This window comes from Streptomyces sp. NPDC004065, assembly GCF_044903565.1.
Lineage (GTDB): Bacteria > Actinomycetota > Actinomycetes > Streptomycetales > Streptomycetaceae > Streptomyces.
Genome location: NZ_JBJDQT010000033.1, coordinates 68,560 through 91,922, shown reverse-complemented (window position 1 = coordinate 91,922; position 23,363 = coordinate 68,560). Strand labels below are relative to the sequence as shown.

At 73.4% G+C, this 23,363-nt stretch carries 17 protein-coding genes; 14 read left to right on the top strand and 3 right to left on the bottom strand.

The annotated features are described in order from the left end of the window. Positions 1-122: 122 nt before the first annotated feature. Complete coding sequence (locus ACI2LW_RS28775) at positions 123-1,145, bottom strand: Gfo/Idh/MocA family oxidoreductase (protein WP_404734151.1); 1,023 nt, start codon at positions 1,143-1,145, stop codon at positions 123-125. A 102-nt stretch (positions 1,146-1,247) separates the two neighbouring features. Here ACI2LW_RS28775 and ACI2LW_RS28770 point away from each other — a divergent pair, with 102 nt between their 5' ends. From ACI2LW_RS28770 to ACI2LW_RS28735, 8 genes are all read left to right on the top strand, one after another. After that, complete coding sequence (locus ACI2LW_RS28770) at positions 1,248-2,012, top strand: GntR family transcriptional regulator (protein WP_404734150.1); 765 nt, start codon at positions 1,248-1,250, stop codon at positions 2,010-2,012. Positions 2,013-2,337: 325 nt separating this feature from the next. Further along, complete coding sequence (locus ACI2LW_RS28765; RefSeq protein WP_404734149.1) at positions 2,338-3,342, top strand: sugar ABC transporter substrate-binding protein; 1,005 nt, start codon at positions 2,338-2,340, stop codon at positions 3,340-3,342. Next, positions 3,339-4,445: an ABC transporter permease gene (locus ACI2LW_RS28760; RefSeq protein WP_404734148.1), complete on the top strand. Its 1,107-nt coding sequence runs from the start codon at positions 3,339-3,341 to the stop codon at positions 4,443-4,445. The genes ACI2LW_RS28765 and ACI2LW_RS28760 overlap by 4 nt, the downstream gene beginning before the upstream one ends. After that, positions 4,442-5,263 carry an ATP-binding cassette domain-containing protein gene (locus ACI2LW_RS28755; protein ID WP_404734147.1) on the top strand — a complete coding sequence of 274 codons (822 nt, stop codon included), beginning with the start codon at positions 4,442-4,444 and terminating at the stop codon, positions 5,261-5,263. The genes ACI2LW_RS28760 and ACI2LW_RS28755 overlap by 4 nt, the downstream gene beginning before the upstream one ends. A 323-nt stretch (positions 5,264-5,586) precedes the next feature. Continuing rightward, a complete protein-coding gene (locus ACI2LW_RS28750; protein WP_404734146.1) occupies positions 5,587-6,732 on the top strand; it encodes an ROK family glucokinase in 1,146 nt (381 codons plus the stop codon). Then, positions 6,729-7,313 carry a sugar kinase gene (locus tag ACI2LW_RS28745; protein ID WP_404734145.1) on the top strand — a complete coding sequence of 195 codons (585 nt, stop codon included), beginning with the start codon at positions 6,729-6,731 and terminating at the stop codon, positions 7,311-7,313. The genes ACI2LW_RS28750 and ACI2LW_RS28745 overlap by 4 nt, the downstream gene beginning before the upstream one ends. A 79-nt stretch (positions 7,314-7,392) precedes the next feature. After that, positions 7,393-10,392, top strand: a complete 3,000-nt coding sequence (locus ACI2LW_RS28740; protein WP_404734144.1) for an SNF2-related protein — start codon at positions 7,393-7,395, stop codon at positions 10,390-10,392. Between the two features lie 386 nt (positions 10,393-10,778). Beyond that, positions 10,779-12,893 (top strand): SWIM zinc finger family protein, encoded by a 2,115-nt coding sequence (locus ACI2LW_RS28735; protein WP_404734156.1) that lies wholly within the window; start codon positions 10,779-10,781, stop codon positions 12,891-12,893. Between the two features lie 93 nt (positions 12,894-12,986). Here ACI2LW_RS28735 and ACI2LW_RS28730 read toward each other — a convergent pair whose 3' ends face one another. Further along, a complete protein-coding gene (locus ACI2LW_RS28730) occupies positions 12,987-13,934 on the bottom strand; it encodes a hypothetical protein (RefSeq protein WP_404734143.1) in 948 nt (315 codons plus the stop codon). A 311-nt stretch (positions 13,935-14,245) separates the two neighbouring features. After that, positions 14,246-15,874 (bottom strand): PucR family transcriptional regulator, encoded by a 1,629-nt coding sequence (locus ACI2LW_RS28725; protein WP_404734142.1) that lies wholly within the window; start codon positions 15,872-15,874, stop codon positions 14,246-14,248. A 524-nt stretch (positions 15,875-16,398) separates the two neighbouring features. On the opposite strand from ACI2LW_RS28725, the gene dnaK reads away from it, so the two are divergent. From dnaK to trxA, 6 genes are read left to right on the top strand one after another with little or no spacing between them, the layout of a single operon-like run. Then, entirely contained in the window at positions 16,399-18,306 is a 1,908-nt protein-coding gene (dnaK, locus tag ACI2LW_RS28720; RefSeq protein WP_404734141.1) for a molecular chaperone DnaK, read from the top strand. An 8-nt stretch (positions 18,307-18,314) separates the two neighbouring features. Continuing rightward, the gene (locus tag ACI2LW_RS28715) at positions 18,315-18,926 is read left to right on the top strand and encodes a nucleotide exchange factor GrpE (protein ID WP_404734140.1); all 612 of its coding nucleotides are present in this window, start codon (positions 18,315-18,317) and stop codon (positions 18,924-18,926) included. A gap of 6 nt (positions 18,927-18,932) precedes the next feature. Beyond that, positions 18,933-19,871, top strand: coding sequence for a DnaJ C-terminal domain-containing protein (locus tag ACI2LW_RS28710; protein WP_404734139.1), 939 nt, complete (start codon positions 18,933-18,935; stop codon positions 19,869-19,871). Then, the gene (locus ACI2LW_RS28705; protein ID WP_404734138.1) at positions 19,868-20,275 is read left to right on the top strand and encodes a chaperone modulator CbpM; all 408 of its coding nucleotides are present in this window, start codon (positions 19,868-19,870) and stop codon (positions 20,273-20,275) included. The genes ACI2LW_RS28710 and ACI2LW_RS28705 overlap by 4 nt, the downstream gene beginning before the upstream one ends. Continuing rightward, entirely contained in the window at positions 20,266-22,905 is a 2,640-nt protein-coding gene (gene clpB, locus ACI2LW_RS28700) for an ATP-dependent chaperone ClpB (RefSeq protein WP_404734137.1), read from the top strand. The genes ACI2LW_RS28705 and clpB overlap by 10 nt, the downstream gene beginning before the upstream one ends. Next, positions 22,902-23,360 (top strand): thioredoxin, encoded by a 459-nt coding sequence (gene trxA / locus ACI2LW_RS28695; protein ID WP_404734136.1) that lies wholly within the window; start codon positions 22,902-22,904, stop codon positions 23,358-23,360. The genes clpB and trxA overlap by 4 nt, the downstream gene beginning before the upstream one ends. Positions 23,361-23,363: the final 3 nt, after the last annotated feature.

Genomic DNA, 23,363 nt, shown 5'->3' with positions numbered 1-23,363 from the left:
CCGGGGCCGACAGATCCCGTTGAGGACCCAAGGTCAGTCAGTGGCTGGGTCAGACCCCGCCGGGAGACGCTCACGAACATCCTCACTGTCAGTGGTCGGTGGAAGGTGGACGGTGGCGTGGGTCAGTGGGGGACGGCCCGTTGGCCGCCGGGCACCTCTGCCAGACGCACCGGGCGGCGCTCGCGCCGGGACTGCTCGCAGGCCTCGGCGACGCGCAGGGCCTGCAGGGCCTCGTGGCCGTCGCACGGGTTGGGCCGCTCGCCGAGCACGACCTCGACGAAGGCGCACAACTCGGCCTCGTAGGCGGCGCCGAAGCGCTCCAGGAACCCGGTCCACGGCTTGTCCGCGGCCGGTGGCCCGGTCGGCTCGGTGGAGGCGATCGGGGTGCGGTCGTCCAGACCGACCACGATCTGGTCGCGCTCCCCGGCCAGCTCCATCCGCACGTCGTAGCCCGCGCCGTTCAGCCGGGTCGCGGTCGCCGTGGCCAGGGTGCCGTCGTCGAGGGTCAGCAGCGCCGCGCCCGTGTCCACGTCCCGTGCGTCGCGGAACATCGCGGGTCCGGCGTCGGAACCGGCGGCGTACACGTCGGTGACCTCGCGTCCCGTCACCCAGCGCAGCATGTCGAAGTCGTGGATCAGCGTGTCCCGGAACAGCCCGCCGGACAGCGGCAGCCACGCGGCGGGCGGCGGCGCCTGGTCGGAGGTGAGCGCGCGGACCGTGTGCAGCCGGCCGAGGCGTCCCGAGCGCACCGCCTCCCGGGCGCCGGTGTACCCGGCGTCGAAGCGCCGCTGGAAGCCCATCTGCAGGATCGTTCCGGCGGCCTCGACCTCGGCCAGCGCCTGCAGTGTCCCGGGCAGGTCCAGCGCGATGGGCTTCTCGCAGAACACCGGCAGCCCCGAGTGTGCTGCCCGACCGATCAGTTCGGCGTGGGCCGACGTCGCCGTGGTGATCACCACCGCGTCCACGCCCCACTTGAAGATCTCGTCCACGCCCGGCGCCGCCGTCTCGCCGAGCCGGTGGGCGAGTTCCTGCGCCCGCGCCGGATTCGTGTCCGTGAGGATCAGGGACCCGACCTCCCGGTGACGGCTGAGCGTGTTCGCATGAATGGTGCCGATCCGGCCCGTACCGATGACCCCGATGCGCATGGGGAACAAGGTGGGCCAGAACACGGGCCCTGTCAATCTATATGTCCGGACAATCTGACTACACAACTTTCCGTCAACCGTCCACGGGTCTACGCTCGGGCCGTGCCGAAACCAGGGAACGACTCCACCGTCCCGCTCGAACTGAGTGTGGACCGCGGCTCGCCGGTGCCGTTGTACTTCCAGCTGGCGCAGCAACTGGAGGCGGCGATCGAGCACGGGACGCTGACGCCCGGCAGCCTGCTGGGCAACGAGATCGACCTCGCCGCACGGCTCGGCCTGTCCCGGCCCACGGTCCGCCAGGCCATCCAGTCGCTGGTGGACAAGGGGCTCCTGGTGCGCCGCCGGGGCGTCGGCACCCAGGTCGTGCACAGCCAGGTCAAGCGCCCGCTGGAACTGAGCAGTCTCTACGACGACCTCGAGGCGGCCGGGCAGCGGCCGGCGACCAAGGTCCTCGTCAACACGGTCTGCCCGGCGCCCACGGAGGCCGCCGCCGCCCTCGCCGTGCCCGAGGGCAGCGAGGTGCACCGCATCGAGCGGCTCCGGCTCGCGCACGGCGAGCCGATGGCGTACATGATCAACTACCTGCCGCCCGGCCTGCTCGACCTCGGCACCGAGCAGCTCGAGGCCACCGGCCTGTACCGGCTGATGCGCACCGCCGGCATCACCCTGCACAGCGCCCGCCAGTCCATCGGCGCCCGCGCCGCGACCCCGGCCGAGGCGGAGCGGCTGGGCGAGGCGGAGGGCGCCCCGCTGCTCACCATGCAGCGCGCCACCTTCGACGACACCGGCCGCGCGGTGGAGTTCGGCACCCACACCTACCGGCCTTCGCGCTACTCGTTCGAGTTTCAGCTGCTCGTACGTCCCTGACCGCTGCCCGTCCGCTCCTGACCGGCTCCCGCCGCTTCGTCGTGCGGTCCTGACCGGCCCCGCCCCGCCTCTTCGTCGCGCCCCCGCCCCTTCCTCGGGGGAGTGCGGGGACGTGCGAGCGACCGGCGTCTAGGGTGCCGTGCGGTGTGCGGATGTCCGGACAATGTGACCGGCGGGGGCCGCCCGGCTGCGGAACCTCTGATTCCGGTGACCGATAATGCGCTGTTCGGGGCCGGTGCGGCCGCCATCGCGGCACGGCACCACCCGGCAGGACGCTGCACTCGCAGCGGAACGCAGTACGACAGAGCAAGAAGGGCACGACCTCGTGGCACGGTTTCCAACCTGGGCAGTCATCGCGCTGGCGGGGGCACTGTCGGTGTCCCTCGCCGGGTGCAGCAGTACCGGCGGCAAGCGGGCGGAGGACGCCCGCAAGGCCGCGGCGGCCCAGGGCCGGGCGGCGGTGAACACCCCGCGCTGGACGTTCGCGATGATCACTCACTCCGGCGACGGCGACACCTTCTGGGACATCGTCCAGAGCGGTGCCGAGCAGGCCGCGGTCAAGGACAACATCGCCTTCCTCTACTCGCACGACGACGAGGCCCAGCAGCAGGCCCAGCTGGTGGACGCCGCGGTCGACAAGAAGGTCGACGGCATCATCGTCAGCCTCGCCAAGCCCGACGCGCTGAAGGCCGCGGTGGCCCGCGCGGAGAAGGCCGGCATCCCGGTCGTCACCGTCAACTCCGGCTCCGCCGAGTCCAAGGCGTTCGGCGCCCTGACGCACATCGGCCAGGACGAGACGGTGGCCGGCGAGGCCGTGGGGGAGGAGCTGAACCGGCGCGGGCGCAAGAAGGCGCTCTGCGTGCTGCACGAGCAGGGCAACGTCGGCCACGAGCAGCGCTGCGCAGGGGTGGCGAAGACCTTCTCCGGCACGGTGGTGAACCTGTACGTCAACGGCACCAACATGCCCGACGTGCGGTCCGCGATCGGCGCCAGGCTCCAGGCCGACAAGTCCGTCGACACGGTGGTCACGCTCGGTGCCCCGTACGCCGACACCGCCGTGAAGGCGAAGGCGGACGCGGGCAGCCGGGCCGAGGTCGACACCTTCGACCTCAACGCCAAGGTCGCCGCCGGGCTGACGGACGGCACGCTCGGCTTCGCCGTCGACCAGCAGCCGTATCTCCAGGGCTACCAGGCCGTCGACCTGCTGTGGCTCTACAAGTACAACGGCGACGTGCTCGGCGGCGGCAGGCCGGTGCTCACCGGCCCGCAGATCGTCACCAAGGACCAGGCGGCCGCGCTCGCCGAGTACACGAAGCGGGGCACCCGATGAGCACCGCCGCCGACGAGCTCGGCACCTCACCCGGCCCTTCCGGCGAGGAAACGCTTCATCAGCCTTCCGGGCCGCAGGGCTCCCGGCCGGCAAACCCCCGGCCGCGCAGGTCACCGCTGCGCGGGCTGCTCACCCGGCCCGAGCTCGGCTCGGTCGTCGGCGCGCTCGCAGTCTTCGTCTTCTTCGCCCTCGCCGCCGACGGCTTCCTGCGCGGCTCCAGCCTGAGCACCGTCCTGTACGCCTCCTCGACGATCGGCATCATGGCCGTCCCCGTGGCGCTGCTGATGATCGGCGGCGAGTTCGACCTGTCGGCGGGCGTGCTGGTGACCTCCTCCGCGCTGGTCTCCTCGATGTTCAGCTACCAGACGACCGCGAACGTCTGGGTCGGCGTCGGCGTGTCCCTGCTGGTCACGCTGGCCATCGGCGCCCTGAACGGCTATGTGCTCACCCGCACCGGCCTGCCCAGCTTCATCGTCACGCTGGGCACCTTCCTGATGCTGGCCGGCGCCAACCTCGGCTTCACCAAGCTGATCGACGGCACCGTCTCCACCAAGACCATCGCCGACATGGAGGGCTTCCCCTCCGCCCACGCCCTCTTCGCCTCGACGCTCACCCTGGGCGGCGTCGGCCTCAAGGTCACCGTCCTGTGGTGGCTCGGCCTGGTCGCGCTCGCCTCCTGGATCCTGCTGCGCACCCGCACCGGCAACTGGATCTTCGCGGTGGGCGGCAACCAGGACGCGGCCCGCGCCGTCGGCGTGCCCGTCACCAGGACCAAGGTCGGCCTCTACATGGGCGTGGCCCTCGGCGCCTGGATCTCCGGTCAGCACCTGCTGTTCTCCTTCGACGCGGTGCAGTCCGGCGAGGGCGTGGGCAACGAGCTGATCTACATCATCGCCGCCGTCATCGGCGGCTGCCTGATCACCGGCGGCCACGGCAGCGCCGTCGGCTCGGCGGTCGGCGCCCTGCTGTTCGGCATGACGAGCAAGGGCATCGTCTTCGCCGAGTGGAACCCCGACTGGTTCAAGTTCTTCCTCGGAGCGATGCTGCTCCTCGCGACCCTGCTCAACACCTGGGTCCGCAAGCGGGCGGAGGCCACCACATGACACACGCGGCCACTGACCAGGTGACGCGGGACGCGGCACGCACGCCGCTCGTGGAGCTGTCCGGCGTCAGCAAGCACTACGGCACCGTCCGCGCCCTCCAGGACGTCTCGCTGGAGGTCCACGCCGGGGAGATCACCTGCGTGCTCGGGGACAACGGCGCCGGCAAGTCCACCCTCATCAAGATCGTCGCGGGACTGCACGGGCACGACGGCGGAGAGCTGCGCATCGAGGGCGAGCCGGCCCGGCTCTCCTCGCCGCGCGAGGCCCTGGACCGCGGTATCGCGACCGTCTACCAGGACCTCGCGGTCGTCGGCCTGATGCCGGTGTGGCGCAACTTCTTCCTCGGTTCCGAGCCGCGCAAGGGCGCCGGGCCGTTCAAGCGCCTGGACGTCGACCTCATGCGCCGCACCACCCGCGCCGAGCTGCTGCGCATGGGCATCGACCTGCGGGACGTCGACCAGCCCATCGGCACCCTTTCCGGTGGCGAACGCCAGTGCGTGGCGATCGCACGTGCGGTGTACTTCGGCGCCAAGGTACTGATCCTCGACGAGCCGACCGCGGCGCTCGGTGTGAAGCAGTCCGGCATGGTGCTGAAGTATGTGGCGGCGGCACGGGACGAGGGCCTGGGCGTCGTGTTCATCACCCACAACCCGCATCACGCGTATCTGGTGGGGGACAGGTTCGTGCTGCTCAAGCGGGGGACCATGGTGGGCCGGCACACACGGGACGAGATCACTCTGGAGGAGCTGACCCGGCAGATGGCGGGCGGCAGCGAACTGGACGCCCTGCGCCACGAGCTGGACAGGCGCGCGAGGTGACGGGCGCGTGCCGTGACGGGTGCGCGACGGGGCGGGCGCGTGCCGTGACGGGCGCGCGACGCGACGGGCGCCTGCCGTGCGGGAGCCCTGCCGTGAGGGAGGCTCTGCCGTGACGGCGCCTGCGGCGGGGCGGTGCCGGGGCCGGGGACCTCGCCCGTGCCCGTGCCGTGCCCGTGCCCGTGCCGTGCCCGTGCCGTGCCCGTGCCTGCCCGGCGAGGGCGCGCGCGGCGCGGTGGACGGGTGGCGCGAGGGGCCGCTGCCACGGCCGTGCCCCGAGTGCCGCGTACGGCACCCTTACCGGCCGTGAGGCACAATCGAGCGCGATGAGCACCTACCGCGACCTCACGGCCCCCATCGGCTCCCGCCGCCCGGTCCTGCGCACCGTGGGCACCCGGGAGCGCCGCTCCCACCTGACGGCGCCCCGGGTGCCCACGGTGGGCATCGACATCGGCGGCACCAAGGTGATGGCCGGCGTCGTCGACGCCGACGGCAACATCCTGGAGAGGCTCCGCACGGAGACGCCGGACAAGTCCAAGAGCCCCAAGGTCGTCGAGGACACCATCGTCGAGCTGGTCCTGGACCTGTCCGACCGGCACGACGTGCACGCGGTCGGCATCGGGGCGGCCGGCTGGGTCGACGCCGACCGCAACCGCGTGCTCTTCGCCCCCCACCTGTCCTGGCGCAACGAGCCGCTGCGCGACCGCCTCTCCGAGCGGCTGTCCGTGCCGGTCCTGGTCGACAACGACGCCAACGCCGCCGCCTGGGCCGAGTGGCGCTTCGGCGCCGGCCGCGGTGAGGACCACCTCGTCATGATCACGCTGGGCACCGGCATCGGCGGCGCGATCCTGGAGGACGGGCAGGTCAAGCGCGGCAGGTTCGGAGTGGCCGGCGAGTTCGGCCACATGCAGGTCGTACCCGGCGGCCACCGCTGCCCCTGCGGCAACCGCGGCTGCTGGGAGCAGTACAGCTCCGGCAACGCGCTGGTGCGGGAGGCGCGCGAGCTGGCCGCCGCCGACTCCCCGGTCGCCTACGGGATCATCGAGCACGTCAAGGGCAACATCTCCGACATCACCGGGCCGATGATCACCGAGCTGGCCCGCCAGGGCGACGCCATGTGCGTCGAACTGCTCCAGGACATCGGCCAGTGGCTCGGCGTGGGCATCGCCAACCTGGCCGCCGCTCTCGACCCCTCCTGCTTCGTCGTCGGCGGCGGCGTGTCGGCCGCCGACGACCTGCTGATCGGCCCCGCCCGGGACGCCTTCAAGCGCCACCTCACCGGCCGTGGCTACCGCCCCGAGGCGCGTATAACGCGCGCCCAGCTCGGCCCCGAGGCGGGCATGGTCGGCGCCGCCGACCTGGCCCGGCTGGTGGCCCGCCGCTTCCGCCGCGCCAAGCGGCGCCGCGTGGAGCGCTACGAGCGCTACGAGAAGTACGCCGAGGCCAGGCGCGAGGCCCGGGAGGCACTGTGACGATGTCCCTGCCACGCCAGGCGGCGCCCCCGGACGAACCGCCGCCCCGGCCCGCGGAGGACCGCCGCCACCGCAACCGCCGCAGGGCCCTGACCCTGCTGATCATCGTACTGCTCATCGGCGTCCCGGCCGGCTACCTGATGATCTCCGCAGCCCAGAGCCGCGACAGCGGCAAGGACAAGGAGGCCAAGTACTCGGCGACGGGCCTGACCGCCGGCTACCCCGCCAAGGTCCAGCGCCGCCTCTACCAGGTGCCGATCCCGCACCCCGCGGACCGGGTCGCCTACTACGAGACGAACAACTGGAAGACCAGCCGCCTCTACGTCCAGTTCCGCACCACCCAGCCCGGCCTGGAGGCCTTCCTCCAGGCCATGGGCGTCGAGCGCGGCGACCTGAAGAAGGGCGCGGTGACCATCGGCGACCGGGACAAGAAGATCACCGGCTGGACCTTCACCGCCGCCGGCCCCTGGTGGGGCCTGACCCACAGCCAGCGGAACCCGGCGCCCACCCAGGACGTGGTGGTCAACATGTCCAACCCGGTGCTGCCGATGGTCTACCTGGTCTCCCGCACCGTCCCCTGACGCCGGGGCCGATTGTCGGACCCCGCCCGTAGAGTCGAAGACGACCGGGCGGATCGGCGAGCGGGAGGTGACAGGACGTATGCGCGACACTGCCGCGGCGGTGACGGACGGCACGGCGGACGCGGTGTCCGTGCGGCTGGCCGCCGTCTTCCTGCCCGCCGCCCTCCCACGCGAGGGACGGATCGTCTTCTGGGACCCCGCCGGCGAGGTGTGGCCCGCGGACGGCCCCCCGGGCCATGCCCCCGCCGCACACCCCGCGGGTCAGCCACCCGCCACACGCCCTCCCGCCCTCCCGGCCCCGCAGTCCCCGCCCGCGCCGGCCGACGTGCCCGCGTCCACCGACACGTCCCCGCCCGCGGGCGGGCCCGCGCGCACGGAGCTCACGGTCGTACGACGGCACGGAGCGGGCGTCCGCCGCAAGCCCGCCCCCGCCCTGTCCCTGCCGGTCGGCGAGGCACTGCCCCACCTGGTGCGCGCCCGTCACGACCCGGCGGCCCACCCCGCCACCGCCTGCTGGGGCGCGGCCGCCCTGCACGCGCTGCGGCTCACCGCCCGCGGCCGGCTGCTGCCCGGCCTGACCGCCACCGGCCACGACGCCTGGCGGGCCGGTCCCCTCGACCCCGACGACGTGGCCCACCTGCGCGCCATCGCCGCCGCCCTGCCCTACGAGGGCCACGCCGTACCGCTGCCCGGCCCCGGCCCGCTGCGGCTGCCGGAGCCCCAGGCGCTGCTGCGCGCCTTCCTGGACGCCGTCGCCGACACCCTGCCCCGTACGCCCGCCGCGCCGTACGCCTGCGGCGGCCCCTTCGCCGGCCGCCCGCCCCGCCACCTGCCGCGGGCCCGGGACTGGGCCGCCGAGGTCGCCGCCGGCATGGACGCCGGGGTGCGGATCTCGCTGCGGCTGGACCTGTCGGCGTACGAGCTGTTCGACGCGCGGGCGGACGGCGACGGCGCGGGGGAGGGGCCCGCGCGCCGGGCCGGCGCGGCCGTCGTGCAGGTGCACAGCCTCGCCGACCCGACGCTCGTGGCCGACGCCGCGGCCCTGTGGGCGGGCGAGGCGGACCCGGCTTTCGGGCCGCGCGCCCAGGTGGACGCCGCCCTGGCCGTGCGGCGCGCGGCCCGTGTCTGGCCCCCGCTCGACCGGCTCGCCGAGCAGGAGACGCCCGATGTGCTCGCGCTGTCCGAGGAGGAGGTGAGCGACCTGCTCGGGGTGGCCGCGACCCGGCTGGCGGCGGCGGGCGTCGCCGTGCACTGGCCGCGGGACCTGGCGCACGACCTGACCGCGGTGGCCGAGGTGCGGCCCGCGCCCGGCTCCGCGACCGACGGCACCGGCTTCTTCGAGAGCGAGGAACTGCTGCGGTTCCGCTGGCAGCTCGCGCTCGGCGGCGATCCCCTGACCGAGGCGGAGATGGACGCGCTCGCCGAGGCGCACCGCCCTGTCGTACGGCTGCGGGACCGCTGGGTGCTCGTCGACCCGGCCCTGGTGCGCCGGGCGCGCAAGCGGGACCTGGGTCTGCTCGACCCGGTCGACGCCCTGTCCGTCGCCCTCAGCGGCACCGCGGAGGTCGACGGGGAGACCGTGGAGGCGGTCCCGGCCGGCGCGCTCGCGACCCTGCGCGACCGGATCACGGCCGGCGTACGGCCCGCGGAGCCGCCGGCCGGTCTCCGGGCGACCCTGCGCGACTACCAGCTGCGCGGGCTGGCCTGGCTGGACCTCATGACCTCCCTCGGCCTGGGCGGCTGCCTCGCCGACGACATGGGCCTCGGCAAGACGGTCACGCTCATCGCGCTGCACCTCAAGCGCGCCCGCACCGAGCCGACGCTGGTGGTCTGCCCGGCCTCGCTGCTGGGCAACTGGCAGCGCGAGATCACCCGGTTCGCGCCCGGCGTCCCCGTCCGCCGCTTCCACGGCCCCGACCGCACCCTGGACGGCCTCGACGGCGGCTTCGTCCTCACCACCTACGGCACCATGCGCTCGGCCGCGCCCGCACTGGCCGGGCAGCGGTGGGGCATGGTCGTCGCCGACGAGGCGCAACACGTGAAGAACCCCTACTCGGCGACCGCGAAGGCCCTGCGCACCATCCCCGCCCCCGCACGCGTCGCCCTGACCGGCACCCCCGTGGAGAACAACCTCTCCGAGCTGTGGGCCCTGCTCGACTGGACCACCCCGGGGCTCCTGGGCCCGCTCAAGTCCTTCCGCGCCCGGCACGCGCGCGCGGTGGAGACCGGCGAGGACCAGGAGGCCGTGGAGCGGCTCGCCCGCCTGGTGCGCCCCTTCCTGCTGCGGCGCAGGAAGTCCGACCCCGGCATCGTCCCCGAGCTTCCGCCCAAGACCGAGACCGACCACCCGGTCCCCCTCACCCGCGAACAGGCCGCGCTGTACGAGGCGGTGGTGCGCGAGTCGATGGCCGCCATCGCCACGGCCGGCGGCATGGCCCGCCGGGGCCTGGTCCTCAAGCTGCTCACCACGCTCAAGCAGATCTGCGACCACCCGGCGCTGTATCTGAAGGGCGAGCTTCCCGGACCGGCCGGCGCCGACCGTCTCGCCGCCCGGTCCGGGAAGCTCGCCCTGCTCGACGAACTGCTGGACACGGTGCTCGCGGAGGACGGCTCGGTGCTGGTCTTCACCCAGTACGTCGGCATGGCCCGGCTGATCACCGCCCACCTCGGCGCCCGGGCGGTCCCGGTGGACCTCCTGCACGGCGGTACGCCGGTTCCGGAACGCGAACGCATGGTGGACCGTTTCCAGGAGGGCGCGACACCGGTCCTCGTACTGTCCCTGAAGGCGGCGGGCACCGGCCTGAACCTCACCCGCGCGGGCCATGTGGTGCACTTCGACCGCTGGTGGAACCCCGCGGTGGAGGAACAGGCCACCGACCGCGCCTACCGCATCGGCCAGACCCAGCCCGTCCAGGTCCACCGCCTGATCACCGAGGGCACCGTCGAGGACCGCATCGCCGAGATGCTCGCCTCCAAGCGGGCCCTCGCCGACGCCGTCCTCGGCACCGGCGAGTCGGCCCTCACCGAACTGACCGACCGGGAGCTGGCCGACCTGGTCTCGCTGCGGAGGGAGGCCTGATGGACGCACGCCCGGCCGACGCGGCCCGCCGAGCCCTGCGCGCCGCCCGCCACGGTCAGCCCCCGCCCGGCAGCCCGGCCCCGCCGCCCACGGCCGCACCGGACGGCCCGGACTCCTCCGGAACGGCCGCCGCCCCGGACGTCCCCGGCTCCCCGGCGGACCTGACCGGTACGCCGACCCGGCGGCCGCCGGACCCGCACGGCACGACCGAGGCCGGGCCGGTCCGCCCCGGCACCGACCCCTCGGAGCCGCAGCGCGAACCGGCGACGGAAGCCGCACCGCGCACCGACGCCGCCACGGCCGACACGGGCACGGCCGACACGGCCACGGACGCCGACGGCACAGCCGACACCGCCACGGACGCCGACGGCACGGACGCCGGTGGTATTTCGCGGAGCGGTGCCGGTGGGGCCTGCCGCCCCGGGGGTCCGCGTCCGGCCGACGCCGCGCGGGAGGCACTGCGGCGGGCCGCCGCGGCCCGCCGCGCCGGAAGGGGTCCGGACACGGCCGCCGGGGCCGAGGCGGAGGACCCTCCGCACCGGACCCCGCACCCCCCTCGGGTTCCCCGCCCCCCGCACGCCCCCAGCAGCCCGGAGGTCCCTGAACCCTCGGAAAGGACGCCCGACGACCTCACACCCCCGACCTCGCGGCGCCCGGACACGGGGCCGGCCGCCGCCGCGCGGGAGGCGCTGCGCGCGGGCCTGGCCCGGCGTGAGGCGCGGGCGGAGCAGGCCCGTACGGGCGCCGTCCCCGCGCAAGGGCCCGCGGCGTCCACGGACCCCCGCAGTGGCATCCGTACCGCGGGACCGGACGCGGCGGCCGCACCGGACCCCGCCGTTCCGGACCCCGCCGTTCCGAACCCAGGCGCACTTGCGGGTGCTACGCCAGCCCGCGCGGTCCGCGAACTGCTCGCCGGAGCCTTCCGGATGCCGGCGACGGCCTCGGACCCCCGTCAAGAGGCAGACGACCAAGAGGCAGACGACCAAGAGGCAGACGACCAAGAGGCGGACGACAACGGCAACGGCGACGGCCACCCCCGGCACACCGGTTCGGCGTTCCCCGATGACCCGCCCACCCGGGACGCCACCACCGCCGGCCCGACCGCCGCCCGCCGCGGCCCGGCCCCGGACGTCCCCGTAGCCGCGCGCCCCGGCGGACCAGCCCCCGCGTCAGCCCCCGCGTCCCAGCAGGAACCCCCCGCGACGCCCCCGGCCCCCACGCCCCGGATGCCCCGCACCATGGCCGCACCGCGCCGCGACGGTGAACTCCGGCGCACCTTCCCGGCGTTCCCGGCGAGGAGTCCGGGCGCGTCCGGCTTCGCCGAGACCTGGTGGGGGGACGCGTGGGTGACCGCTCTGGAGGAGGGCGCCCTGGACGCCGCCCGGCTGGCGCGCGGCCGAGGGTACGCCGAGCAGGGCAACGTGGACGCCATCACCGTGACCCCGGGGCTGGTGCTGGCGTACGTGCGGGGCAGCCGTCCCCGCCCGTACCGGGTCCAGGTGCGGCTGCGCACGCTGGACGACGCGGACTGGGACCGGTTCCTGCGGGCCGCCGCGGACCGCCCCGGACACATCGCCGCGCTCCTCGACAAGGAGATGCCCCATTCGCTCGCCGACTGCGGCGTCCCCCTGCTGCCCGGCCCCGGCGACCTCGAACCGCACTGCAGCTGCCCCGACCGCGGCCACCCCTGCAAGCACGCCGCCGCCCTCTGCTACCAGACGGCCCGGCTGCTCGACGCCGACCCCTTCGTGCTGCTGCTCCTGCGCGGCCGGGGCGAGCGCGAGCTGCTCGACGCGCTGTCCCGGCTGAGCGCGACCCGGGCCGCCCGCGCCGCGCAGGACAGGGAGCCGGAACCGCTGCCGGGCCTGCGCGTCACCGACGTCCTCGCACCGCGCCCGCTGCCGCCCCCGCCCGCCCCGCTGCCGCCGCCCCCGCATCCCGAGCAGCCCCCGGTGTACCCGGCGGGACCGGACGGCCTGGACCCGTTCGCGCTGGACCAGTTGGCGACCGACGCCGCTGCCCGTGCCCACGCCCTGCTCACCACCGGACGCGACCCGGTCGGCGGGCTGACGCTCTGGCAGGACGCGGTGCGCCTGGCCGCCGCCCGACCCGGCTCGGGACTGACCGCCGCCACCCGTGCCCTGTACGCCTCGCTCGCCTCCGCCACCGGGCGGAGTACGGCCGAACTGGCCCGCGCGGTGGCCGCCTGGCGGCAGGGCGGCGCGGAGGGGCTCGCCGTGCTGGAGGAGCCGTGGGACCCGCCCGCCGGACGGTTCGACCGGGCCCGCCCCCAGCTCCTCGCGGCCGACCTGCCCGCCTTCCGCCCCCACCGCAACCGGCTCACCCACCCCCGCGGCCACCTCCAGCTGCGCCTGGGCAGGGACGGCCTGTGGTACGCCTACGAGTCCGAGCCCGGCCGCGACGACTGGTGGCCGCGGGGCACCCCCGACCTGGACCCGGTCGGCGCCCTGACGGGCCTGGGCGCCCCCGGCGACCTGTAGCGCTCGGGTCCGTCAGGTCCGTCAGGTCCGTCAGCTCTGTCGGATCTGTCAGGTCTGTCGGCTCTGTCAGGTCTGTCGGCTCTGTCGGCTCTGTCAACGGGCCTTGCCGAGAGCCGACTTGAAGCAGTCCAGCGGCTCGCCGTCCAGATGCCAGGGCCAGCCGGTCACCCTGCCCCCGACCGCCTCGAACACGGGGACGGCCTCGCGCCGCCGGCCCGCGGCCGTCAGCGCGTAGGCGAGGAGGTTGAGGTCGGCGACGGCCGCCGCGTGCGAGAAGAACTCCGGCCGGGGCCACATCAGCCGCGCCCGCTCCAGGAGTTCGGCCGCCTGCGGGCTCCGCCAGTGGTTGCCCGCCAGCAGTTCCTCCGCGCCGCCGCGCGCCCGGGCGGAGTGGTACTGCATGACATGCGCGGTGAGCTCCACCGCGGCGCACGGCGCGTTCGCCGGCATGCGCGTGCGCACCGAGTCCACGAACTCCAGCAACTGGCCGAGTGATCCGGACTCCCGCGGGCCCAGGTACGCGAGCATGCTCAGATACGCCTCGCGGTGCCAGCGGTCCCGCGCCACGATCTCGTTCCAGACGGCGAAGACGTCCTGCCGCGCGTACCTCTCCAGGCGGGCGACTCCCAGCATCACCACCCAGGGAGCCGGGTCGCGCGGCGCCAGTTCCGCCGCCAGCAGACACCGCTTCCACACGGCGGCGGCATCCGTCATCTCGCCGTTGCCGCGCCCCTGTTCCAGGTCGGACCAGGCGTGCAGCACCAGCGCGTCCGCCTTGTGCGGCTCCCGCTTGGCCCAGGCGGCCGGCAGCCGGGACTCGGACAGGAAGCGGGCGAGCACGGCGAAACGGTGCGCCCTGCGGTCGAAGGCCGCCGGGTCCTGTTCCAGCAGACGGGCGATCTGGGCCACACCCGTCTCCACCCCTCCCGCCGTACCCGTCCCGGCCGTCGGCACCAGACGCTTCAGGAGCTTGCCCAGCTCGGCGTCGTCGAGTTCCGGAGCCAGCCGCGGGCTCCTGCCGCGCGATATGAAGAAGGCCATGTGCGCAGGCTAGGAGTGGCACAACCACCCACAAGGCGCGCACTCGGATCGTTACCGGAATGCATGTCCCCATCTCGCTACTCGTCCGTATTGCGAGATGTACCCGCTCCCGCCACCGTGCCTGTCAGCAGCTGACATGCCGGCGCGGTTCACGGCCCCGGCCGCCACGTCGCCCAGCACCACGCCCGGCACCTCGCCCGGCACCACGCCCGGCACCTCGCCCAGCACCTCGCCCGGCACCTCGCCCAGCACCACGCCCGGCACCTCGCCCTGCTACGGCCGGCCGAAGGCAGGGCCGGCCGAAGTCGGGGTCAGCCGTGTCCGCCCATCACGATCTTCCACACGCGGGTCGCCACCTGGAGGTTCAGCCGGTCCTCGACGTTCGCGAGGTCGTTGCCGCTGATGTCGCGGATGCGCTGGAGCCGGTAGCGCAGCGTGCTGCGGTGGATCGCGAGGGATTCCGCGGTCTCGTCGTAGTTGCCGCCGCAGTCGAAGTACCGGGAGAGGGTCTCCACCATGGCCGCGTGGTGCCGGGAGTCGTAGTCGATGAGCTGCCCGAGCCACTCGTGGACGAAGGTCTCCAGTTCCCGGTAGTCGCTGCCGGGTCCCAGGATGCGGTAGAGGCCGAGCTCGTCGAAGAACGTCGTGCCGTAGCGCTCGCGGGAGTGGCGGCGCACTTCCAGGGCGCGCTGCGCCTCCTGGTAGCGCTGCGGGATGGCGTCCAGGGAGTCGCAACGGGCGCTCACCCCGATCCTTCCGGACCGCGTCCCGGTCTCCCGGGCGAGCGCCTCGTACAGCGCGCGGCCGTGCGGTCTGTCGTCGGCGATCAGGACCACGTGGTCGGAACGCCGGGTCAGCAGCGAGCGCATGCCCACGGCACAGGCCGCCCGGCCCACGGTCTGCGCGAAGGAGTCGTCCGCGGTCCGGTCCGACCACTGCACCACGACGACGTAGTGACTGCGGTGCAGGTCGTGTCCGACGGCCTCGGCCCGGGCGTAGGCGCTCGCTTCCTCGGTTCCGGCCAGGAGATCGTCGACCAGCTCGCGGTGCAGCCTCAGCTCCACTTCGGCCAGATTGCGCAGGTGCGCCAGTTCCAGGGCGAGCGCCCTGGCGGCGTGTTCCAGGGCGAACACGGTGTGCTCGTCGGCCTCGTCCCGGGCGTCGACCAGGGCCAGCACGCCCAGGATCTCGCCGTGCGGGCGGACCGGGACGACCAAGCGGTCCTTCATCCGCACCGGCCCGACCTGACGGGCGACTGCGTGCAGCATCTCGCCGTGGCGCACGGGATCCGGTTCCGGATAGGGGTCGGGGCGGCCAGGGCCGGTCCAGGACCTCAGCCGGCCGAAGCGGTCCTCGACCAGCGCGGGGAGCCCGGTGAGCTCGTGCAGTGCGCGGGTGACGGCTTCCTCGCCGCCGGACGAGGCGGCGGCGTCGGCCATGAGCGCGTGAACGGCCCGCTGGTACCCCAGCTCGGCCGTGACGGAGATCAGCTGCCGCTGGAGGGCCGCGCGTTCCTGCCTCAGCCGGCGCAGTTCCAGCGCGTCCTCGCGTTGGCGGCGGTGTGCGAAGGCGACCGACAGCGCGGCGGCGGTTTGCCGGACGAGCGTGATGAGCAGGGCGTACTCGGCCTCGGTGGGCCGCGAGCGGGAGGTCACCACGAGGTAGCCGTGGAACCTCTCGAGTCCGCGCAGCCCCAGGGCCCGGCCCCAGGGCCGGCCGGGTACGGTCACCGGGCCGTCCTGCCCGGCCAGCTCCCGCACCCTGCAGTCCACGGCCGGGGCGGGGACCTCCCCGTTCCCCGGGCTGGGGACCAGGTCGCCGTCTTCCTCGAGGTATCCGGCCTCGGCGCTGTACGGCCCCGCGGCGGCCACGTGGTCCATGGCCAGGCGCAGGATCTCGCCCTCGTCCGGGGTGTCGAACAGAGCGCGGGAGAGTGCCATCAGCTCCCGGGAGGCAGGGTCGGCCGGGGCCGGGGCCGGGGCCGGGGCCGGAGCCGGTGGGCGAGGCTCCTTCCGGGTGGCCCCCCAGGGCCGCGGAAGACCGCCCTCCCCGTCGGAGAGCCGGCGGTACGGGTTGTGCGCCCGGCTGCCGACCATGGGATCACTCCGTTCTTTCCGCTCTTTCCGAACCTGCGAGCACGCGAGCGCTGCTTCGCGTACCCGCTCACGGGCGGACCTATCCGATTTGCCCGAATGACTCCCTTCGTACTCGTGGGGGGACCGGACCCGTGCATTTCTGACTCGCCAGGCGCAGGCGTGGAGCCCCTCGGCTCGCCACCCTGGAGGTGTTCGAAACCCTCCGTGCGCGCCGGCCGGAAGGGCTGAGCGATCACCACGCGGCGGCGCGGGCCGGCCGGCCGGCCCGTCCGCTCGGGGGCCGCAGACCACGGGCGGAGGTTCGACCCGTACCCGAACGAACGTGATCCGGAAGGTCGGCGCAGGCGCCGGACCGGGAGGAGTTCCTCATGGCGAAGGCAGTGGGCATCGACCTGGGCACCACCAACTCGGTGATCGCCGTGTGGGAGGGCGGCGAGCCGTCCGTCGTGCCCAACAGCGAGGGCAACCGCACGACACCGTCCGTGGTGGCCTTCACCGATACCGGCGAGCGCCTGGTGGGCCAGCTGGCCCGGCGCCAGGCGATCCTCAACCCGAAGGGCACCATCTACTCGGCCAAGCGGTTCATCGGCCGGCACTTCGACGAGATCTCCGAGGAGGCCAGGGCGGTGGCGTACGACGTCGTCGAGGGCGACGGCGGCGCGGCCCGCTTCAAGGTGCGCGACAAGCTCTACGCGCCGGAGGAGATCAGCGCCCAGATCCTGCGGAAACTCGCCGACGACGCTTCCAAGCAGCTGGGGGAGCGGGTCACGGAGGCGGTCATCACGGTGCCCGCCTACTTCAATGACGCTCAGCGCACCGCCACCAAGGACGCCGGACGGATCGCGGGACTGGAGGTGCTGCGGATCATCAACGAGCCGACCGCGGCGGCCCTCGCGTACGGCATGGACAAGAAGCAGCACGAGACCGTCCTCGTCTTCGACCTGGGCGGCGGCACCTTCGACGTCAGCCTCCTCGACGTCGGCGACGGCGTGGTGGAGGTGCGCTCCACCGCCGGCGACAGCCACCTGGGCGGCGACGACTTCGACCGGCGTCTGGTGGACTACCTCGCGGACGACTTCCAGAAGGAGAACGGCATCGACCTGCGCAAGGACCCGCAGGCGCTGCAACGCCTCTTCGAGGCGGCGGAGAAGGCCAAGACCGAGCTGAGTTCGGTGACGCAGACGCAGGTGAGCCTGCCGTTCATCACCGCCGACGCCTCGGGCCCCAAGCATCTCACCGACTCGATCATGCGGTCCACGTTCGAGCAGATCACCGGCGACCTGGTGGAGCGGTGCCTGGGACCGGTCCAGCAGGCCATGGCCGACGCCAAGGTCGGTGAGAGCGACATCGACGAGGTCATCCTCGTCGGCGGTTCCACACGCATCCCCGCGGTCCAGGCCCTCGTGCGCCGGCTGACCGGCGGCAAGGAACCCAACATGAGCGTCAACCCCGACGAGGTCGTCGCCCTGGGCGCCGCGATCCAGGCCGGGGTGCTCAAGGGCGAGGTCAAGGACGTCCTGCTGCTCGACGTCACACCCCTGTCGCTGGGTGTCGAGACACGCGGTGGCGTGATGACGAAGATCATCGAGCGGAACACCACCATTCCCGTCCGTCGCACCGAAACCTTCTCCACCGCCGAGGACAACCAGCCCGCCGTCGACATCGTCGTCCTCCAGGGCGAGCGCGAACGGGCCGCCGACAACCGGGTGCTCGGCCGGTTCCAGCTCACCGACATCCGCCCGGCGCCGCGGGGCGAACCGCAGATCGAGGTCACCTTCGACATCGACGCCAACGGCATCCTCAACGTCAAGGCACGCGACCGGGACACCGGCAAGGAACAGGGCATCACCATCAGCGAGAGCTCCAACCTGGACCGCGGTGAGGTCGAACGCATGGTCCAGGAGGCCGAGCGCAACCGGGGCCAGGACCAGGCACTCCGCGAGGCCGTCGACGCCCGCAACGAGCTCGACGCCGTCGCCTACCAGGTCGAGAAGCGCCTCGCCGAACTGGGCGACGCGGCGCCCGCGCACGAGAAGGCACGCGCCGAGATGCTCGTGACCGACGCCCGGGCGGCGGTCAAGGAAGAGGCGGGCGTGGAGCGCGTACGGCCCCTGACCTCCGAACTCCAGCAGATACTCGCCGGGCTGGCGGCCCATCAGGGCGCCGCTGCCGCAGGCGGTCCCGGCGAGGACACCGGCGGGGGCGGCGCTACCGGTGGTCCGGGCGGCGGTGGCGGTGACGACGACGTCATCGACGCCGAGTTCGACAAGGACTGAGGCGCGCCATGCCCAGCCGTCCCCAGGAACCCGAGCGGGCCGCGTCGGAGCCGGCCGAACCCGTCCCGGAAGGCGCCGCACGCCCTCCTCGCGGGGATCTGCCGCAACCGGGCCCGCCGCCCCGGCCGGAAGCGGCGAACGACGAACCGGGACCCGACGCCGCCGGCCCCGCGCCTGCCGAGGACGAGTACACGACCGCGATCCAGGAACTGGAGGACCGCTGGCGGCGCGCACTCGCCGACCTCGACAACCTGCGCAAGCGCCACGCCAGGGAACTGGAGCGGGAGCGGACGGCCGAGCGGTCCCGCACGGCGGCCGCCTTCCTGCCCGTCCTGGACAATCTCGAGCTCGCCCTGACCCATGCCGGCGCCGATCCGGGCGCGATCATGGAGGGCGTCCGGGCGGTCCGCGACCAGGCGGTGAACGTCCTCGAACGGCTCGGCTACCCGCGGCGCGCGGAGACCGGCGTCGCCTTCGACCCGGCCCGGCACGAGGTGGTCGGCGTCGTCCAGGACCCCGACGCCCCACCGGGAACCGTCGTCGAGGTGCTGCGCCCCGGCTACGGGGACGGCGAACGCCAGCTCAGGCCCGCCGCCGTGACGGTCACGAAGCGGGAGTGACCGGTCATGGCACGGGACTTCTACGAGGTGCTGGGCGTGTCGCGGACCGCGAGCCAGGACGAGATCCAGCAGGCGTATCGCAAGCTCGCCCGCAAGTACCATCCGGACGTCAACAAGGACCCCGGGGCGGAGGAACGCTTCAAGGACCTCAACGAGGCGTACAGCGTCCTGTCGGACCCGAAGACCCGGGCCCGTTACGACCGCTTCGGCGAGGACTTCCGCAAGATCCCCGAGGACTTCGACGAACGGGTCGCGGCCGGCGGCTTCCGCGGTCGCAGGACCGCGGGCGCGGGCGGCCCCCGGGTCCGGTACAGCACCGGCTTCGGCGGCGGCTTCGAGGGCATCGACATCGACGACCTGTTCGGCTCCATGTTCGGAGCCGGCGCCGCGCGGGGCGGCGTCCCCGGAGCGGACCAGGAGGCCGAACTGCCGCTCACCGTCGAGGAGGCGTACCGAGGCGGCCGCCGCACCGTCACGCTCGCCGGTCCCGACGGGCAGCCGCGGCAGTACGAGGTCGACGTGCCGCCGGGTGTCGTCGACGGGCAGCGCATCCGGCTGGCGGGCGAGGGCGGCCGGGGCACTGGTGACGCCCCCGCGGGCGACCTGTACCTGCGGGTACGCATCCGGCCCCACCCCCGGTTCCGGCTGGACGGCCGCGACGTGTACGTACAGGTCCCGGTCGCCCCCTGGGAGGCGGCCCTGGGCGCGACCGTGCCGGTGCCCACCCCCGGCGGCGGCACGGCCAAGGTCACGGTGCCCGCGGGCTCGTCCAGCGGCCGGCGGCTGCGGCTGCGCGGCGAGGGCATGCCGAACCCGCGAGGCGCGAACGGCGACCTGTACGCCGAACTCCGTGTCGTGGTGCCGCCCGAGCTCGGCGACCGGGAGCGCGAACTGTTCGAGGAGCTCGCCGCCACCTCCTCGTTCGACCCCAGGAGGACGCGATGAACGACCGACCCGCGGGAGCGGCCGGCATCGGCCGGGCCGGCGTGGGGGCCCGTCCGGTCCGGACGGGCGCCGACCTCACCGCCTCGACGGCTGTCCGGTACGCGCTCGTGCCTGTCCCCAGGCTGTCGCTGGACGCCGTGGCCCGTCGCTCGGGCCTCCACCCCGATCTGATCCGCCGGTTCGTCGCCCTCGGCCTGGTCGACGCCGAGCGCGACGCCGCGGGGCGCCTGGTGTTCGAACCCACGGCCCCGGCGGTCCTCGCCCGCATCCAGCGGCTGCGCTCCGGACTCTGCCTCAACTACGCATCCATCGGCCTGGTGCTGGACCTGCTGGACCGCATCAGCCTGCTCGAAGCCGCCCTGCGCCGCGCCGGCACGAGGAGTGAAACACCCCCATGGACATGAACAGTCTCACCCAGAAGTCCCAGGAAGCCCTGCAGGAGGCCCAGACCGCGGCCGTCCGCATGGGGCAGACCGAGGTCGACGGGGAACACCTGCTGCTCGCGCTCCTCGACCAGGAGGACGGCCTGATTCCGCGGTTGCTGCAACAGGCCGGCAGTGAGCCGAAGGAGCTGCGCGCCGCCGTGCGCGAGGAACTCTCCCGCCGTCCGAAGGTCACCGGCCCCGGCGCGGCACCCGGCCAGGTCTTCGTCACCCAGCGCCTGTCCCGCCTGCTCGACGCCGCCGAACGGGAGGCCAAACGCCTCAAGGACGAGTACGTGTCCGTGGAGCACCTCCTGCTCGCCCTGGCCGAGGAGGGCTCGTCGACCGTCGCCGGGCGGCTGCTCAAACAGGCCGGCATCACCAGGGACTCGTTCCTGAGCGCGCTCACCCAGGTGCGCGGCAACCAGCGCGTCACCTCCGCCAACCCCGAAGTGGCCTACGAGGCCCTGGAGAAGTACGGCCGCGATCTCGTCCTCGAGGCCCGCTCCGGGCGGCTGGACCCGGTCATCGGCCGGGACGCGGAAATCCGCCGCGTCACCCAGATCCTCAGCCGCAAGACCAAGAACAACCCCGTCCTCATCGGCGACCCCGGCGTCGGCAAGACCGCCATCGTCGAGGGCCTCGCCCAGCGCATCGTCCGCGGCGACGTGCCCGAAGGACTCCGCGACAAGACGGTGTTCGCCCTCGACATGGGCTCCCTGGTCGCCGGCGCCAAGTACCGCGGTGAGTTCGAGGAACGCCTCAAGGCCGTGCTCAGCGAGGTCAAGGCCGCCCAAGGGCGCATCCTGCTCTTCGTCGACGAACTGCACACCGTCGTCGGCGCGGGCGCCGCCGAAGGGGCCATGGACGCGGGCAACATGCTCAAGCCGATGCTCGCCCGCGGCGAACTCCACATGATCGGCGCCACCACCCTCGACGAGTACCGCCGGCACATCGAGAAGGACGCCGCTCTCGAACGCCGCTTCCAGCAGGTCCTGGTCGACGAGCCGAGCGTGGAGGACACCATCTCCATCCTGCGCGGACTGCGCGAACGCCTGGAGGTCTTCCACGGCGTGAAGATCCAGGACACCGCGCTGGTCTCCGCGGCCACCCTCAGCCACCGCTACATCACCGACCGGTTCCTGCCCGACAAGGCCATCGACCTCGTCGACGAGGCGTGCGCCCGGCTGCGCACCGAGATCGACTCGATGCCCGCCGAACTCGACGAGATCACCCGCCGCGTCACCCGCCTGGAGATCGAGGAAGCGGCCCTGTCCAAGGAGACCGACCCCGCCAGCAAGGCCCGCCTGGAGGAACTGCGCAAGGAACTGGCCGACCTGCGCGGCGAGGCCGACGCCAAACACGCCCAGTGGGAGGCCGAACGGCAGGCCATCCGCCGCGTGCAGGAACTGCGCCAGGAACTGGAGCAGGTGCGCCACGAAGCGGAGGCGGCCGAACGCGCCTACGACCTCAACCGAGCCGCCGAACTGCGCTACGGCCGCCTTCAGGAACTGGAGCGCCGGCTCGCCGCGGAGGAGGAGCAACTGGCCGCCAAACAAGGACAGAACCCGCTGCTGCGGGAGGTCGTCACCGAGGAGGAGATCGCTGAGATCGTCGCCGCCTGGACCGGCATCCCCGTCGCCCGTCTCCAGGAGGGCGAACGCGAGAAGCTGCTGCGCCTCGACGAGATCCTGCGCGAGCGCGTCGTCGGCCAGGACGAGGCCGTCAAGCTCGTCGCCGACGCCATCATCCGCGCCCGCTCCGGGATCCGTGACCCACGCCGCCCCATCGGCTCGTTCATCTTCCTCGGCCCCACCGGCGTCGGGAAGACCGAGCTGGCCAAGACCCTCGCCCGGGCCCTGTTCGACTCCGAGGAGAACATGGTCCGCCTCGACATGAGCGAGTACCAGGAGCGTCACACCGTCAGCCGGCTCATGGGCGCACCGCCCGGATACGTCGGCTACGAGGAAGGCGGCCAGCTCACCGAGGCCGTACGCCGCAAGCCGTACTCGGTCGTGCTGTTCGACGAGATCGAGAAGGCGCACACCGACGTCTTCAACACCCTGCTGCAGATCCTCGACGACGGCCGCATCACCGACGCCCAGGGCCGCACGGTCGACTTCCGCAACACCGTGATCATCATGACGTCCAACATCGGCTCCGAGCACCTCCTCGACGGCGCCACCGCCGAGGGCGAGATCAAGCCCGACGCCCGCGCCCTGGTGATGGGCGAGCTGCGCGGGCACTTCCGCCCCGAGTTCCTGAACCGCGTCGACGACATCGTGCTGTTCAAGCCGCTCGGTGAGCGGCAGATCGAGCGCATCGTGGAGCTGCAGTTCGACGAACTGCGCCGCCGCCTCGCCGAACGCCGTATCACCGTCGAACTCACCGACGCCGCCCGACAGGTGATCGCCCACCAGGGCTACGACCCGGTGTACGGGGCCCGCCCGCTGCGCCGCTACATCTCCCACGAGGTCGAAACCCTCGTCGGACGGTCCCTGCTGCGCGGCGACGTCCAGGACGGCGCGACGGTGCGCGTCGACGCCGACCACGGAGAACTGGTGGTCACCTACGACCAGCCCGAGGACGTGAAGGGAGCGAGGGCGGCATGAGCACCGTGCGGGCCACCAACGTCACCTGCCCGCACTGCGGGCGCACCAACCGGGTGCCGGCGGCCGCCGACGGCCGCCCCAGGTGCGGCAACTGCAAGCAGCCCCTGCCCTGGGTGGCGGACGCGGGCGACGACGACTTCACCGACGTCGTCGAGCAGGCCGGCGTGCCCGTCGTGGTCGACCTGTGGGCGACTTGGTGCGGCCCGTGCCGCATGGTGAGCCCCGCGCTGGAGAAGGTCGCCGCCGATCTCGCGGGAAAGATCAAGCTGGTCAAGGTCGACATCGACCAGAATCCGCGCCTGGCCCAGCGGTTCGAGGTCCAGGCGGTACCGACACTGCTGATCCTCGACAAAGGACAGACCATCGCCCGGCAGGCGGGTGCCGCACCCGCCCCTGCCCTGCGGCGGTGGGTGGAACAGTCGCTCGCGGGCCGCGCACCGGCCGGGAAAGGATGATCG

What these genes read in the sequence shown, in the direction of transcription:
- ACI2LW_RS28725 (WP_404734142.1), bottom strand. Translation starts at nt 15,874, where the DNA reads ATGGCACTCTCCCGCGCTCTGTTCGACACCCCGGACGAGGGCGAGATC.
- clpB (WP_404734137.1), top strand. Translation starts at nt 20,266, where the DNA reads ATGGACATGAACAGTCTCACCCAGAAGTCCCAGGAAGCCCTGCAGGAG.
- trxA (WP_404734136.1), top strand. Translation starts at nt 22,902, where the DNA reads ATGAGCACCGTGCGGGCCACCAACGTCACCTGCCCGCACTGCGGGCGC.
- ACI2LW_RS28730 (WP_404734143.1), bottom strand. Translation starts at nt 13,934, where the DNA reads ATGGCCTTCTTCATATCGCGCGGCAGGAGCCCGCGGCTGGCTCCGGAA.
- ACI2LW_RS28750 (WP_404734146.1), top strand. Translation starts at nt 5,587, where the DNA reads ATGAGCACCTACCGCGACCTCACGGCCCCCATCGGCTCCCGCCGCCCG.
- ACI2LW_RS28755 (WP_404734147.1), top strand. Translation starts at nt 4,442, where the DNA reads ATGACACACGCGGCCACTGACCAGGTGACGCGGGACGCGGCACGCACG.
- ACI2LW_RS28710 (WP_404734139.1), top strand. Translation starts at nt 18,933, where the DNA reads ATGGCACGGGACTTCTACGAGGTGCTGGGCGTGTCGCGGACCGCGAGC.
- ACI2LW_RS28715 (WP_404734140.1), top strand. Translation starts at nt 18,315, where the DNA reads ATGCCCAGCCGTCCCCAGGAACCCGAGCGGGCCGCGTCGGAGCCGGCC.
- ACI2LW_RS28705 (WP_404734138.1), top strand. Translation starts at nt 19,868, where the DNA reads ATGAACGACCGACCCGCGGGAGCGGCCGGCATCGGCCGGGCCGGCGTG.
- ACI2LW_RS28740 (WP_404734144.1), top strand. Translation starts at nt 7,393, where the DNA reads ATGCGCGACACTGCCGCGGCGGTGACGGACGGCACGGCGGACGCGGTG.
- ACI2LW_RS28775 (WP_404734151.1), bottom strand. Translation starts at nt 1,145, where the DNA reads ATGCGCATCGGGGTCATCGGTACGGGCCGGATCGGCACCATTCATGCG.
- dnaK (WP_404734141.1), top strand. Translation starts at nt 16,399, where the DNA reads ATGGCGAAGGCAGTGGGCATCGACCTGGGCACCACCAACTCGGTGATC.
- ACI2LW_RS28760 (WP_404734148.1), top strand. Translation starts at nt 3,339, where the DNA reads ATGAGCACCGCCGCCGACGAGCTCGGCACCTCACCCGGCCCTTCCGGC.